Raw genomic sequence first — 14,491 nt, 5'->3', positions numbered from 1 at the left:
CGAGGAGCTTTTGCATGACATACGCTTATGAGGATTTCGATATCGGCAGCGCCGTTCAGCTGAGCGCGCATACGTTCACGAGAGAAGAGATCGTCGGATTCGCCGAGCGTTACGATCCGCAGCCTTTTCACCTGTCGGAAGCGGCGGGCGAGGCGTCGCATTTCGGCGGACTCGTCGCGAGCGGCTGGAACACGTGTTCCGCGATGATGGGCATCCTCGTGCGCGACATGATCGCCGATTCGACCTCGATGGGCTCGCCCGGCCTCGATAACATCCGCTGGATCAAGCCCGTGCGCGTCGGCGATACGGTACGGCTCACCGTGCGCGTGCTCGACAAGCGCGTGTCGAAGAGCAAGCCGGATCGCGGTATCGTGCAGACGCGCTGGGAAGCCCACAACCAGCACGGCGAACTCGTGCTCACGGTGGATTCGGCCGCGCTCTTCGGCCTGCGCAATCCGGGTGCGCAGGCATGAGTGTCGCGTCGCTGAAGAGCGTCGCGGACGTGTTCGCGGCGGCGGGCGTCGCACGCTACGAAAGCGAATGGACGACAATCGATCAGGCGCGCGTGAACCGCTTCGCCGACGCCACCGACGATCATCAATGGATCCACGTCGATGCAGAACGCGCCGGGCGGGAGTCGCCGTTCGGCGGCACCGTCGCGCACGGCTTTCTCACGCTCTCGCTCGTACCGATGTGGCTTCTGCAATGCGTGCCGCTCGCCGCGCGCATCAGCGTGAACTACGGCATGAATCGGGTGCGCTTCATCTCGCCCGTGCGCGTCGGCGTACGTCTGCGCGCGGTCTTTGCGATCGCCCAGGCGGTCGAAGTCGAAGCGGGCAGCGTGCAGGTGACCTGGCTCGTCACGGTCGAATGCGAAGGCGCCGCTAAGCCCGCGTGCGTCGCGGAGTTCATCACGCGGCACGCGTTCTAGATTCTTCAGACGTCGGCGTATCTGCCGAACTCCAGTTTCGCGATGGCGTTGCGATGCACTTCGTCGGGGCCGTCGGCGAGCCGCAGCGTGCGGGCCGACGCATACGCATATGCGAGCGGAAAGTCGTCGCAGACGCCGCCCGCGCCATGCGCCTGGATCGCCCAGTCGATGACCTGACACGCGACGTTCGGCGCCACGACCTTGATCATCGCGATCTCGCCGCGCGCGCCCTTGTTGCCGACGGTGTCCATCATGTATGCGGCCTTGAGCGTCAGAAGCCGAGCCTGCTCGATCATGATGCGCGCCTCGGCGATGCGCTCCTGCGTCACGCCGTGGTGCGCGATCGGCTTGCCGAACGCGACGCGCCCGAGCGTGCGCTTCGTCATCAGCTCCAGCGCGCGTTCCGCGAGTCCGATCAGACGCATGCAATGATGAATGCGCCCCGGCCCGAGACGGCCTTGCGCGATTTCGAAGCCGCGCCCAACGCCCAGCAGCATGTTCGTCGACGGCACGCGCACGTTATCGAGCGTGATGTCCATGTGGCCGTGCGGGGCATCGTCGTAACCGAAGACATTCAGCGGCCGATGCACCGTGATGCCGGTCGCATCGGCGGGCACGAGAATCATCGACTGTTGCGTGTGCCTGGGCGCTTGCGGGTCGGTCTTGCCCATCACGATATACACCTTGCAGCGCGGATCGCCCGCGCCCGATGACCACCACTTGTGGCCGTCGATGACATAGCTGTCGCCGTCGCGCACGATGCTGCACCGGATGTTGGTCGCATCCGACGAGGCGACTTCCGGCTCGGTCATCAGAAACGCCGAGCGGATTTCGCCGCGCAACAGCGGTTCGAGCCATTGGGCCTTCTGCGCGTCGCTGCCGTAGCGCTCGATGGTTTCCATGTTGCCCGTGTCGGGCGCGCTGCAGTTGAACACTTCCGGTGCCCACGGCACGCGGCCCATGATTTCGCAGAGCGGCGCGTATTCGAGATTCGTCAGGCCTGCGCCGCGTTCCGATGCAGGGAGAAAGAGATTCCAGAGTCCTTCGGCGCGTGCCTTCTCCTTCAGGCCTTCGATCAGTCGCGTCGGCGTCCATGCATTGCCCGCCGCGCGATTCGCCGCGATTTCGTCGGCGTAAGCGCGTTCGTTCGGATAGATGTGCGCATCGAAGAACGCGAGCAGCCTTTCGCGCAATGCTTGCACGTTGGGCGTGTAGTCGAAGTTCATGCCTTTCGTCTCCCTGGCTTTTATCGGCCGACTTTCTGCGCGTATTGCCACGCAAGTTCGGCCATCGGCCGCGCGCGCTTGCCCGCATCGACGGCTTGCGCGCTCGCGGCCGTGCCATCGACGACGCGCTTCATGATGCCTTGCAGGATCGCGGCGATGCGAAACATGTTGTAGGCGAGATAGAAGTTCCAGTCGCCTTCGATCGTGAAGCCCGTGCGTTCGCAGTAGCGCTTCACGTAGGCGGTTTCATCAGGGATGCCGAGCGCGGCCCAGTCGAGCCCGGCGATGCCGCGAAACTGCGACGGATCGACATGCCATGCCATGCAGTGATACGCGAAGTCGGCGAGGGGATCGCCGAGCGTCGACAATTCCCAGTCGAGCACGGCAAGCACGCGCGGCTCGCTCGGATGAAAGATGAGATTGTCGAGCCGATAGTCGCCATGCACGACACTGACGCGCGCGCCTTGCATCTGCGGAATCTGCTGCGGCAGCCATTCGATCAGGCGATTCATCGCCTCGATCTTCCCGGTTTCCGACGCGACGTACTGCTTGCTCCACCGCCCGATTTGCCGCTCGAAGTAATTGCCCGGCTTGCCGTAGCTCGACAGCCCGGCGGCTTCGACATCAACCGTATGAAGTGCTGCGATCACGCGATTCGTTTCGTTATAGATCGCGGCGCGTTCGGCGGGCGTCATGCCCGGCAGCGACTGGTCCCAGAGGACGCGGCCCTGCACGAACTCCATCACGTAGAACGCGCGGCCGATCACGCTCTCGTCCTCGCACAGCGCGAGCATGCGCGCGACGGGGACATCGGTGGATGCGAGCGCGTCCATCACGCGATACTCGCGCTCGATTGCATGCGCGGAAGGCAAAAGTTTCGCCGCGGGTCCGGGCTTCGCGCGCATCACATAGCTGCGGGCGGGCGTGACGAGCTTGAACGTCGGGTTCGACTGACCGCCCGCGAACTGCTCGACGGTCAACGGACCGCCGAAGCCGTCGACATGCGCTGCGAGCCATGTCGAAAGGGCATGGGCATCGAAACGCTGGTTGTCCTGCACCGGGCGCGTTCCTTCGAACGCGGAGAAATCGGAGTGCTTCTTCTGTTGTTCGTCCTGCATCGTCTCCTCCGTTTTTGCGCGGCGCCGTCAGTCCATGTCGCCGGGCTTGTAGCGAACGAACTGCGCATAGAGCAGTTCCATCGTCGTGTTGCGCACGTCGGCGTGCAGCGGCGACGGCGGCGAATGATTGATCGCGTGCACGACCCAGTCGCCGGACTTGTCGCCGACGTCGAGCGCGTTGATACAGCCCGTCGCCTGCGACAGATGTCCGAAGAACGCGCGGCCGCCGGCGGTGATCGCGTGCGAGAGCAGCGCGCGATTGACGCCGCCATGCAGCACGAGCAGCACCGTGTCCCACGAGCGGTCCTCGCGCAGGCGCGCAACCGCAGGCAGCGCGCGATCGAGCAACTCGCCGATCGTCTCGCCGCCGAGAAATCGTGTCTCTTCGGGCACGACGCCATCGAACACGGAAAGAAACGCGCGCTCGATGTCCGACGTCGTGAGGTCCTTGAGTTTGCCGCCGCGAATTTCCTGCCACTCGGGCCAGATTTCCGGGTCGATCGATTGACCCGTTTCCGCGAGCACCCGCCGCGCCGTTTCCACCGTGCGCGGCAATCCGCTCACGATCACGCGATCGAAGCGAATCTTTTGCGCGGCGAACTCGCGGCCCGCCGCGCTCGCTTCCTCGCGTCCGCGTTCGTTGAGCGGGACGCTTTCGGGATCGATCGCGCGGCCGCTGTCGTCGAAGTACGTGACGTCGCCATGACGCATCAGGAAGATGCGGCGGCGCCTGGGCAATTCGTAATGAGCCATGGGCTTAACGATAATTCGGCTGGCGCTTTTCGAGGAACGCGGTGATGCCTTCGAGCGCGTCGCCGTGATGGAGCGCATCGACGAAGCTGTCGCGTTCCATGTCGAGATGCGCGTCGAGCGGCTGCACGTCGGCGGCGTTGATCAGCGACTTGATGCGCGCCATCGCTTTGGGCGACACGCTGCCGAGATCGTCGGCCCAGGCGATGGCCGCATCGAGCGCGATGCCTTTTTTCGTCAGCCGGTTCACGACGCCGACTTCATGCAGCCGCGCCGCGCCGATCGGCTTCGCTTCGAGCAGCACTTCGCTCGCGAGCGTGCGCGGCAGCGCGCGCGACAGGAACCACGAAGCGCCGCCGTCAGGCGTGAGGCCGACGCGCGCATACGACATGACGAACCTGGCGTCGTCGGCGGCGACGATCAGATCGCACGCCAGCGCAAGCGAAAAGCCCGCGCCCGCCGCGGCGCCTTCTACCGCCGCGATCACCGGTTTTGTCGATGCACGCAGCGCGCTGATCCATTCCGCCAGCATGTCGATGCTCGCGCCTTGCACCGACGGATCCTGCGCACGGTTCTCGAGCAGGCGATTCAGATTGCCGCCCGCGCAGAAGAAGTTGTCGGCGCCGGTCAGCACGATCGCGCGCACGGTGTTGTCGCGCTCCGCCGTATTCAACGCCTCGATGCCGGCGGCGTACATGTCCGGATGCAGCGCGTTGCGCGCGCCGGGATTGGACAACATGAGCACGAGCGTGGTGTCGCTGCCCGCGGGACGGTCGGTCAGTAGTTCGGCGCTCATCTGAGCTCCTCGATATGGGTAAGCGAAAGTCCAAGCTGCGCCCGCCGCGTGAGCCAGGGCGCCGGCCGGTAGCGCGGGTCGCCGAGCACGGCGTGGATGTTGCGCAGGATCGTCAGGATGGTCGTCGCGCCGATGGCATCGCCGAGCGCGAGCGGGCCGCGCGGATAACCGAGGCCCAGCATCACCGCGAGATCGATGTCCTCGGGCGTGGCAATGCCTTGCTGCGCGATATCGCAGCCGATGTTTACGATTGTCGCCACGACGCGCTGCGCGACGAAGCCCGTCGAATCGCGGATCACGGTGACCGGCACGCCGTCGAAGGAGAAGAGGGCGTGCGCGGCGTCGCGCATGGCGGGCGCGGTCGCGGGCGTCGTCATGATCGTGCGGCGCGCGACGGTGTCGAGCGGGAAAAGCGTATCGACGGCCACGACGCGTGTTGCATCGAGATGTTCGTTGACGGCCGCGGTCGTCGCATCGAAGCCGAGCGGCGTCACGAGGATCAGCGAATCCGGCTCGGGCGTGTGGCCCGCGTCTATATGCACGGAGCAATCGCATCGGGCGATCAGCTTGAGCACGTCCTCGCGTCCGGCGTGCGACGCCCGGCTTATCCAGACGCGCGTTGGCAGTTGCGTGGGCGCGGCGGGTTCCGGCGGCATGTCCTGCTTGCCGTCGACATAACGATAAAACCCTTCGCCCGCCTTGCGCCCGATGAGGCCGCCGGCGAGCCGCGTGCCGGTGATCGGCGACGGCCTGAAGCGCGGCTCTTCATAGAACTGGTGATAGATCGATTCCATCACCGGATGCGAGACGTCGAGCGCGGTGAGATCGAGCAACTCGAACGGCCCGAGGCGAAAGCCCGCCTGCTCGCGCATGATGCGGTCGATATCCGCGAAGCTCGCGACGCCTTCGCTCGCCACGCGCAGGCCCTCGGTGTTCATGCCGCGCCCGGCATGATTGACGATGAAGCCCGGCATGTCCTTCGCGCGCACCGGCGTGTGTCCCACGCGGCGCGCGAGGTCCATGAGCGCATCGCCGGCGCGCGGATCGCCGCGCAGGCCGTCGATGACTTCCACGACACGCATCAGCGGCACGGGGTTGAAGAAGTGAAAGCCCGCGACCCGCCCGGGATGCGCGCAGCCGGCGGCGATCGCGGTGATCGACAGCGACGAGGTATTCGACGCGAGAATGCAATGCTCGCCGACCACGGCTTCGAGTTCGCGGAATAATTCGCGCTTGATGTCCAAGTTCTCGACGATCGCCTCGACGATGGCGTCGCAATCGGACAGCTCGCTCGTGTCGCCCGCATCGCGGATGCGCGCGAGCGCCGCGTGCGCGTCGGCTTCCTTGAGCTTGCCCTTGGCGGTGAGCTTCGCGAACGTCTCCGACAGATATTCGCGCGCGGCGGCGAGCGCTTTCGGATTCGTGTCGTAGATATGCACGTTCAGCCCGCCGAGCGCCGCGATCTGCGCGATGCCGCGCCCCATCGCGCCACTGCCGACGATGCCGAGCGTCTCGATCCTGTATGCGTGCTGGCTCATGATGCGGTTCTGCTCCTCGGGGATGGGAACGCGCGTGGCGTCGGGTTCGATGCGGCTCGGCAGGGGCGCCGTCGCTCAGAGTCTGGCGAGACGTTCGAGCGCAAGCGCGAGCGTTTCTTCTTTCTTCGCGAAGCAAAAGCGCACGACGCCCGATTCGTGGCTCTCGTGATAGAACGCCGACACGGGAATCGCGGCCACGCCGATTTCGCTCGTGAGCCATTGCGAAAACTCGGCTTCGGGCAAGTCGCTGATCTTCGAGTAATCGACGCACTGGAAGTACGTGCCGTCGCAAGGCAGAAGCGAGAAGCGCGTGTTCGCAAGTCCCGCGCGGAAGAAGTCGCGCTTCTTCTGATAGAAGGACGGCAGTTCGAGGTACGGCTTCGGATCTTCGAGATAGTGCGCGAGGCCGATCTGCATCGGCGTGTTCACCGTGAACACGTTGAACTGGTGCACCTTGCGGAATTCGGCGGTGAGCGCGGCGGGCGCGGCCACGTAGCCCACTTTCCAGCCGGTCACGTGAAAGGTCTTGCCGAAGCTCGACACGACGAAGCTGCGCTTGGCCAGTTCCGGGTAGCGCGACACGCTTTCGTGCGGTGCGCCGTCGTAGACCATGTGCTCGTAGACTTCGTCGGAGACGATCAGCACGTTGGTGTCGCGCACGATCTCCTCGAGCTTTTTCATGTCCTCGGCGCGCCACACGCGACCGGTCGGGTTGTGCGGCGTGTTGATCATCAGCAGCCGCGTCTTCGGCGTGATCGCGGCGGCGATCCTGTCGAAGGGCAGCGCGTAGTCGGGCGCTTCGAGCGACACGAACACCGGCTTGCCGCCCGCGAGCTCGATCGACGGCACATAGCTGTCGTACATCGGCTCGATGACGATGACTTCATCGCCCGGATGCACGCAGCACAGGATGGCCGTGAGCAGCGCCTGCGTCGCGCCGGCGGTCACGGTGATCTCCGTGTCCGGGTCATAGGCGCGGCCGTAGAGCGCGTCGATCTTGCGCGCGATCGCCTGGCGCAAGGGCGCGGCGCCCGCCATCGGCGGATATTGATTGTGGCCGTCGCGCATCGCGCCGGCGACCGCATCGACGATGCGCGCATCGCAGTCGAAATCGGGGAAACCCTGACCGAGATTCACCGCGCCTTTTTGCGTCGCGAGCGCGCTCATCACGGTGAAGATGGTCGTGCCCACATTGGGCAGACGCGACGGGAAAGAAAGCTCGGGCGGTGTCGGCGGCAATTCGTGCGTGGCGTTCATGATGATATGGACGTGGAAGAGGGCTCGCGGCTATTTTAAGACAGCATCAGCCGATGGCCGTCTGTGCTTCTAACTCGAGCACGAAGGGTTTGGGTTCGGCGATGCGAAAGGCGAAGTCGCGCGCGATGCGGCGTGCGAGCTTCAGCACCGCGCGATCTTTCGAGACGAGCCATTCGGCGCCCGACGCGTGCGCGAGCTCGAGAAACTTCTGGTCGTCGCGGTCGCGGCATTTGGGCAGCGCTCGCTCGCCTTCTTCGATGGTCGCGGCGACGAGCGTCGACAGTCGCGTGACGGTCGCGAGCGCGGCTGCCTTGTCGATCTCCATGCGCACGAACTGCGGATAGTCGAGCACGCGCGTGAGCTCGCGCAGGCAGCGCGCGTCGATCAGCGCTTCGAGCGTGCGGGCTTCGAGGGCCGCGTGGATGGGACGCGTAGCGGGGTCGTCGAATACGAGGATGTCGATCCACACATTCGAATCGAGCACGACGCGCATCGGCGGCGACAATGGCAACGGCGCGGCGGAATTGTCCATTCGATACAATCTGGGGTTTATGCCAATGATCGCCGGCGGGGTGCCGGCGAGCCTCCATGATAATCGTTCTCTCTCCCGCCAAATCGCTCGACTACGAGACGCCTGCCCATATCAGGAAGCACACGCTGCCCCAGTTCGTCGATGACGCCGCCGAGTTGATCGACGGATTGCGCGAACTCTCGCCGCAGCAGATCGGCGGCATGATGGGCATTTCGGATCAGCTCGCGGCGCTGAATTTTCAGCGCTACGCAGACTGGTCGACGACTTTCGATACGCGCAATTCGAAGCAGGCGGTGCTCGCGTTCAACGGCGACGTCTACGAAGGTTTCGCCGCGAAGACGCTCTCGGCGGGCGATCTCGACTTCGCGCAGAACCACGTGCGCGTGCTGTCGGGGCTGTACGGCTTGCTGCGCCCGCTCGACCTGCTGCAGCCGTATCGTCTGGAGATGGGCACGAAATTCCCGAATGCGCGCGGCAAGGATCTCTACGCTTTCTGGGGCGATCGCATTACCGCGGCGCTCAACGAACACCTGAAAAAGCAGCGCGGCGCGCGCGTGCTGGTGAATTGCGCGTCGGAAGAATACTTCAGGTCGGTCAGGCCGAAACTGCTCACGGCTCCCGTTATCTCGCCCGTTTTCGAAGACTGGAAGGGCGGCCGCTACAAGATCATCAGCTTTCACGCGAAGCGCGCGCGCGGTCTGATGGCGCGCTATGCGGTCGAGAACCGCATCGACGAGCCGGACGCGCTGAAAAGCTTCGACAGCGAAGGCTACAAGTTCGACCCGAAGGCGTCGAACGACACGACATACGTATTTCGTCGCCGCACCGGGGAATGAGGCCCGCGCGGCAAGCACGCAAGGAAACGCAGATGACACTTTCCATTTCAAGCAACTTCGACGCGGGTGCGATCGAAGTCCTCAACGCCGACGATCCCGCGGACATTCGGCTGCGCATCCGGCCCGACTCGCATGCCGATTTCGCGCAATGGTTCTACTTTCGCGTATCCGGCGCGCGCGGCGAGCGTCTCGTGATGACTTTCGAGAATGCGGCGCAGTGCGCGTTCCCGGAAGGCTGGCGCAACTATGAAGCCGTCGCGAGCTATGACCGCGTGAACTGGTTCCGCGTGTCGACCGAGTACGACGGCCAGGTGATGAAGATCGATCACACGCCGGACTTCGACCGTATCTACTACGCGTACTTCGAGCCGTACAGCGAGGAGCGCCACTCGGAATTTCTCGGCGCGGTTCAGCAGATGCCGCTCGCAACGCTGACCGAGCTCGGCAGCACCGTGCAGGGCCGCCCGATGTCGGTGCTCTCGCTCGGCATCCCGGACTTCGGTGACGCCGAGCCGAAGAAAAAAGTCTGGATCATCGCGCGCCAGCATCCGGGCGAGACGATGGCGGAATGGTTCGTCGAAGGGCTCGTGAAGCGTCTCGCGGGCTTCGGCGACTGGGCGGGCGATCCGGTCGCGCGCGCGCTCTTCGAGCGGGCCATCTTTCATATCGTGCCGAACATGAATCCCGACGGCAGCGTGCTCGGCAACCTGCGCACGAACGCCGCGGGCGCGAACCTGAATCGCGAATGGATGGAGCCGAGCGCGGAACGCAGCCCGGAGGTGCTCGCCGTGCGCGAGGCCATTGCGGAGACGGGCTGCGATCTGTTCTTCGATATCCACGGCGACGAAGCCATTCCCTATGTGTTCGTCGCAGGATCGGAGATGCTGCCGGGCTTCACCGCGCAACAGGCAGAGGAGCAGAAGGCATTCGTCGAATTCTTCAAGCAGGCGAGCCCCGATTTCCAGGACGTGTACGGCTACGAGTCGAGCAAGTATCAGTCGGATGCGCTCAAGCTCGCGTCGAAGTACATCGGCAACGAGTACAAGTGTCTGTCGCTCACGCTGGAAATGCCGTTCAAGGACAACGCGAACTTGCCGGATGAGAGCGTCGGCTGGAACGGCGCGCGTAGCGCGGCGCTCGGTGCATCGATGCTTCAGGCGATTCTGTGGCATCTGCAGTCGTTTGCCGCCTGACGGCCGGCGATCTGACGCTGATGTAAAAAGGGGGTGGCCGCTTCAGGCGCCCACGCCCTTTTTGATGGTGTCTTCTTCGCAGTGAAGGTATCGGCTAGTGCTTCTTGGTCGTCTTCTTCGTCGACTTGCCCGAAGACTTCGACGTGCTCTTCGTCTTGCCCGCGCTCGCCTTTGTTTTCGCGCCGTGCTTACCCTTAGCGCTTTGCGTCGAGTGCGGCTCGGCGCGCGGGCGCAACGCGGGCACGGGATCGTTCCAGCCAAAGGCAAGCATCTGGCTGCCGACGTAGCCGCAGCGGAACTTGAGCGGAGTGGGATCGCGCTCGCCGTTCTTCGGCATGCCCTGACCTTCGACGGTCACCACGTTGTCCACTTTGATTCGCTGCTTCTTTTCGTCGAACGAATCGTTCCATGGCTCGATCGCGGAATGCGCGGCATCGAACGAGTTGGGCGGGAATTCGACGTGATCGAATGCCGAAGACGTGCTGGCGATGAAGTTGCCATGCGCGGCGCAATCCGCGACAAGCGGGTTGGCCTTGAAGTCGGTGACGAAGTGGTGAATCAGTTCGTTGCGCTCGTCGAGCGAATCGGCAAAAGCGGACACCGCGCATGTTAGTGATGCGCATACCGCCAACCGGCCGACGAGCCGCAGGAGCCGGCGCGGTGCGTAGTTACGTTCCATCAAGTCTGGCGCTAAGAAGACACGGGCAAGTAAGATGCGCCGTGTGGGGAAGGAGTTCAATCTTATCGTACTTTGTGCGCGCGCCCATCGCCCGGAATCCGATATCCGGGGTTCTGCATTGCACGAGGCAGGTAGGGTTCGCGAGACTCAGACGCGCGGACCGCGATCGAGGCGATAGCGGCGCACGTCATATGTGGTGATCCACGCTGGTTTGTAAACAGCAATCAGGATGGTGAGCAGACCGGTGAAGAGCGCTTCTCCTGCAACGAGCAGCAGCGAGCCTCGCGTGAACGCCGGAGGTACGACGAACGGCCCGCTGGCGAGCGCCATCTCGAGCAGTACGGTCGCGCCGCATGCCGCCGCGACCGCCGCACCCGAAGTGATGAATCCGTGCCCGGCGATGAAGGTGAAAAGATTGCGCGGCAACCAGGCGTTGCTCAGACGCTGCAGCAGGGTCGATACCGCGACCGGCAGTGCGCCGAAGAGAAGATAGGTGGTCGCCACCGAGAGCCACGACGCATCGAGAACGACCGCGGCGAGGCCCGTGGTCGCTGCTGTTCCGATGAGCGCGAGGCGCCAGTCGAACAACGTGACCATCAGCGTTGCGCCCAAGAGATGGATGACGGGTCCGTCATCGAACCATGCATTACATGCCCACAGCACCGACACCGCGACGATGATGCCGAGCCACACGTTCTGCAGCGTGGCGTCTTGCAGACGAGCGAAAGGTCGCTGCAGCAGCGCGAGCGCGAGCACTCCCGTGGCGACGATCCAGCCGCCGACGGTAAGCCAAAGCGGGAGCGGTGTGTAGAAGAACCCCATGCCTTGCATATTACTCGTTGCGCGTAAAACGTGTGCGCAAAGGACGAACCCGTTTGCCTGGATTGTTGCTAGAACGTCGATTCAGGCTCGGCGGCCATCGGGAGCGCGGCCGCGTCATTGTCGAGAAGCGACGGATAGCGCGTCCGTGGCCGGCGTAGCGGGATAACGCCTGGCTGCCCTGCGACGGCACGCACGGGTTTCTCGCGTCCGCTGCGCAGGATTTCGAGATGCGAGTTCTGCACGCCGTTGTAGATCGCGACTGCGGCGGCGCGGTTCGTCGCGCCCAGTTGCTGGAAGATGCTTGCAAGGTGGATCTTCACCGTGCCTTCGCTGATGCCGAGCGTCTTCGCGATCATCTTGTTCGTGCTGCCCATGTGCACGCAGCGCATGATCTGCTGCTGTCGGGGCGACAGAGCCGGATGGTGGCGGATCCTGTGCGGCAGTGTGGCGACGTCCCGAGCACGGCGAGCGGTGAACTCGAGCGTCAGTTCGGGGTCGACTACGTCGGGCGGAATGTAATGGCCGCCGACGAGCACCATCTCCAGCGCGCGCAGGATCAGGATTGGATCGAGCGCGCGCGGGATCACGCCCATTGCGCCGACGCTCATTAGCGCGTAGACCAGCGCGGCACCGCAGCGATCGACCATGATCGCCGCGGGCACGCGGGGCGCTTCGTCCAGCAGAATCCGTAGGTCGCTGGTACGCAGGTCGGGCGCCCAGTCGATCACGGTCATGTCGGGTTCGGAGCGTTTCAAGGCGGAACGGGCTTGCCTCCAATCCTTCGCCTCGGTGAATTGCGCATGGCGCGCAACACGGCGCAGCAATGTTTTAAGGCCCGCCCGGCGCTCCGCGTCGGAACCAATAATGTTGATTATCATGCTTTACCTCATGTCAATACACCCGTCGCCCTCAGCTTCGGGACTCGACGCCGGCTTACACGTTGGCGTCAGTGGCTATATTGACAAATTTGCGCTGATTTGGCCCCCTATCCGAATGGCATAGGCCTAAATACACAAAACCCCGCACGGAGCGGGGTTCGTCCTGGCCGAAAACGGCTCTTTCGCCGGCTTTCAGTGGAAATGAGGCTGCGCCGGCTCCGCATCCTCCGGCATCTCGGCATGAACGATTTCACCGAGCGGATCCGCGTAGAGTGGCACACCGCAGTCGTCGCAAAACTCCGGCTCGAAGCGTCCCGCATGGCGGCGAACGTCCGAGACGCCCGTTTTCTTCAGCAACTCGACAATTTCCTCGACCGGGCCATTGGCGCCCTCGAGATCGACCGCGTCCTCGTCCATCCCCAGCTCTCCGTTTTCGCGTCCGTAGAGTGGCCATACGACCCCGTAGATCACATCGTTGCTGCCGCGCCGCGTGAAACCAATGCGGTATTCGTCGATACGGCGCTCGCCGAAGCCCGCGATGACCGCCCGTAAATCCTGAGGCGCGGTGCCGAGTGTGTCGAACAGATACCGGACGGCGGTGCGCACGGTGTGCGGACGAACCTGCTCGTCGGCATCGCGGCAGGCCGAGTAGTAGGCGTCGGGAAGCAGGCACTCGAATTCGCAACCAGGCAGGATGGCGGCGAAACTCGGTCCGCCTTGAGCGGCCCACTGCTCGAGGCATTGACCGCGTTCGACGCGGCTGCCGTTTTCGTCCTCTTGCCAGCGGAAGAACGCCGTGCCGGCCGGTACGACGACTAGCGCCAGCAGGAATCTCGGGTCGGCGAGAATCGGCGAGGTTTCCGGAAGATCGGACAGGTTCAGACGCGCGACGCTACCGTTCAAAACCGTCTGCAACAACTGTTGCGCGAGGCGCGCGGTATCCACGTGGTGTCGCGGTAATTGATCGATGCTATAGAGATAGGGCGCGACAGCGACGCGCGCGTCTGCTGCGAGGACATGCGCCTGCATTTGCGTGCGCAGGGCATCGACGGCTTCGCCTTTCAGCGCCCCCGACGGAATCGCGTAGCGCGTCCACGCGAGCACCGGCGCGGAAATAAGCAATGCTTCGTGGGGTGCGCCGTCGATGTCGACCTTGAATGACTCGCTATGCGTCTCGGCCATATCGGCGAGCGCTCCATAGGCGTCCGGATGGTTTTGCTGCAGGTGGTCGAGCGCGGCGTCGAGCGTCGTCTGGTTGCCGTTACGCACGAGTTTGACGATGAGGCTGTCGAGGCGAGCTTCCCAGAATCGATCCTCGACACGGCTACCGGACGCGAAGAGCGCGAGGGAGAGGCTGACGAGCTTGTCGGCATCCGGGGGAATACGTTTTGCGATTCGCGAGCGCATATGGATACAAGAGTAATTGGTGCGGTGAACCTTTAATTGTAGTCGCTCGGACGATGCTTTTATCGTGCGACGTTGCAGTAGGTCGATTCACGTGCAGCGAGGCATTCGGAGCGGTCGAACTATTTTTTTGCATTCCTCTTGCGAAGCTGAGGTTCACTCACTAGAATTCCGTTCCTTCGCGATTCGATGAACGCGAAGGAAGCGAGAGTAGAGGCGGTATCGGTGGTGTGCTCTGAGTAAGCGGTAGAAGGCTCTGAGCGCGGTTGGCAAGAACGGAAAGCGTCGAATTCTTGTTGACACGAACCGAAATGTTGTTCATAATCTCGTTTCTCTGCTGCTGATGCAGCGGCGCAAGACAGAGGGTGAGGTAGGGGTCTTGCGATGTGCTCTTTAAAAACTAACAGCCGATAAGTGTGGGCGCTTGATGTTGGGTGCGGTCTGGTTCTTCGGGGCTGGATATAGCGAAAGTATCAAGAGTCTCACACGAAGTATCAGAGGAAGGTTTTTCCATCTTTGGATGGAGTAAAT

At 63.6% G+C, this 14,491-nt stretch carries 15 protein-coding genes; 4 read left to right on the top strand and 11 right to left on the bottom strand.

The genetic code is table 11. The annotated features are described in order from the left end of the window. The first annotated feature begins 14 nt into the window (after positions 1 to 14). Together NCR38_RS08220 and NCR38_RS08215 are read left to right on the top strand one after the other, a co-directional pair. The gene (locus NCR38_RS08220; RefSeq protein WP_061119604.1) at positions 15 to 473 is read left to right on the top strand and encodes a MaoC family dehydratase; all 459 of its coding nucleotides are present in this window, start codon (positions 15 to 17) and stop codon (positions 471 to 473) included. Further along, positions 470 to 931 carry a MaoC family dehydratase gene (locus NCR38_RS08215; protein ID WP_250476782.1) on the top strand — a complete coding sequence of 154 codons (462 nt, stop codon included), beginning with the start codon at positions 470 to 472 and terminating at the stop codon, positions 929 to 931. The genes NCR38_RS08220 and NCR38_RS08215 overlap by 4 nt, the downstream gene beginning before the upstream one ends. 5 nt (positions 932 to 936) lie before the next feature. Here NCR38_RS08215 and NCR38_RS08210 read toward each other — a convergent pair whose 3' ends face one another. The 7 genes from NCR38_RS08210 to NCR38_RS08180 form a co-directional block, all read right to left on the bottom strand. Further along, on the bottom strand, positions 937 to 2,157 hold the full coding sequence (locus NCR38_RS08210) for an acyl-CoA dehydrogenase family protein (RefSeq protein ID WP_250476781.1): 1,221 nt from the start codon (positions 2,155 to 2,157) through the stop codon (positions 937 to 939). A gap of 20 nt (positions 2,158 to 2,177) precedes the next feature. Continuing rightward, positions 2,178 to 3,275, bottom strand: coding sequence for a phosphotransferase (locus NCR38_RS08205; RefSeq protein WP_250476780.1), 1,098 nt, complete (start codon positions 3,273 to 3,275; stop codon positions 2,178 to 2,180). A 27-nt stretch (positions 3,276 to 3,302) separates the two neighbouring features. Continuing rightward, a complete protein-coding gene (locus tag NCR38_RS08200; RefSeq protein WP_061119600.1) occupies positions 3,303 to 4,028 on the bottom strand; it encodes a histidine phosphatase family protein in 726 nt (241 codons plus the stop codon). Positions 4,029 to 4,032: 4 nt separating this feature from the next. Then, the gene (locus tag NCR38_RS08195; RefSeq protein ID WP_061119599.1) at positions 4,033 to 4,821 is read right to left on the bottom strand and encodes an oxepin-CoA hydrolase, alternative type; all 789 of its coding nucleotides are present in this window, start codon (positions 4,819 to 4,821) and stop codon (positions 4,033 to 4,035) included. Continuing rightward, positions 4,818 to 6,359: a 3-hydroxyacyl-CoA dehydrogenase gene (locus tag NCR38_RS08190; protein WP_061119598.1), complete on the bottom strand. Its 1,542-nt coding sequence runs from the start codon at positions 6,357 to 6,359 to the stop codon at positions 4,818 to 4,820. Before NCR38_RS08190 ends, NCR38_RS08195 begins: the two co-directional genes overlap by 4 nt. 75 nt (positions 6,360 to 6,434) lie before the next feature. After that, a complete protein-coding gene (locus tag NCR38_RS08185; RefSeq protein WP_250476779.1) occupies positions 6,435 to 7,616 on the bottom strand; it encodes a pyridoxal phosphate-dependent aminotransferase in 1,182 nt (393 codons plus the stop codon). Positions 7,617 to 7,662: 46 nt separating this feature from the next. Beyond that, positions 7,663 to 8,148, bottom strand: a complete 486-nt coding sequence (locus tag NCR38_RS08180; RefSeq protein WP_061119596.1) for a putative toxin-antitoxin system toxin component, PIN family — start codon at positions 8,146 to 8,148, stop codon at positions 7,663 to 7,665. A 56-nt stretch (positions 8,149 to 8,204) separates the two neighbouring features. Between NCR38_RS08180 and yaaA the strand changes: the two genes are divergently transcribed. Both yaaA and NCR38_RS08170 read left to right on the top strand, forming a co-directional pair. Then, positions 8,205 to 8,984 (top strand): peroxide stress protein YaaA, encoded by a 780-nt coding sequence (gene yaaA / locus NCR38_RS08175; protein ID WP_061119595.1) that lies wholly within the window; start codon positions 8,205 to 8,207, stop codon positions 8,982 to 8,984. 32 nt (positions 8,985 to 9,016) lie between these two features. After that, positions 9,017 to 10,177 carry a M14-type cytosolic carboxypeptidase gene (locus tag NCR38_RS08170; protein ID WP_250476778.1) on the top strand — a complete coding sequence of 387 codons (1,161 nt, stop codon included), beginning with the start codon at positions 9,017 to 9,019 and terminating at the stop codon, positions 10,175 to 10,177. Between the two features lie 94 nt (positions 10,178 to 10,271). Here the strand turns inward: NCR38_RS08170 and NCR38_RS08165 are convergent, their stop codons facing one another. The 4 genes from NCR38_RS08165 to NCR38_RS08150 form a co-directional block, all read right to left on the bottom strand. After that, positions 10,272 to 10,856, bottom strand: coding sequence for a BspC domain-containing protein (locus NCR38_RS08165; protein ID WP_061119594.1), 585 nt, complete (start codon positions 10,854 to 10,856; stop codon positions 10,272 to 10,274). A gap of 147 nt (positions 10,857 to 11,003) precedes the next feature. Continuing rightward, positions 11,004 to 11,678: an energy-coupling factor ABC transporter permease gene (locus tag NCR38_RS08160; RefSeq protein WP_061119724.1), complete on the bottom strand. Its 675-nt coding sequence runs from the start codon at positions 11,676 to 11,678 to the stop codon at positions 11,004 to 11,006. Positions 11,679 to 11,746: 68 nt separating this feature from the next. Further along, the gene (locus tag NCR38_RS08155; protein ID WP_250476777.1) at positions 11,747 to 12,556 is read right to left on the bottom strand and encodes a response regulator transcription factor; all 810 of its coding nucleotides are present in this window, start codon (positions 12,554 to 12,556) and stop codon (positions 11,747 to 11,749) included. 192 nt (positions 12,557 to 12,748) lie between these two features. Beyond that, on the bottom strand, positions 12,749 to 13,963 hold the full coding sequence (locus NCR38_RS08150) for a DUF2863 family protein (RefSeq protein ID WP_061119592.1): 1,215 nt from the start codon (positions 13,961 to 13,963) through the stop codon (positions 12,749 to 12,751). Positions 13,964 to 14,491: the final 528 nt, after the last annotated feature.

The sequence above is a fragment of the Caballeronia sp. INML1 genome (assembly GCF_023631085.1).
Lineage (GTDB): Bacteria > Pseudomonadota > Gammaproteobacteria > Burkholderiales > Burkholderiaceae > Caballeronia > Caballeronia turbans.
The sequence above is the reverse complement of the archived record's forward strand: the minus strand, read 5'-3'. Positions and strand labels throughout refer to the sequence as shown.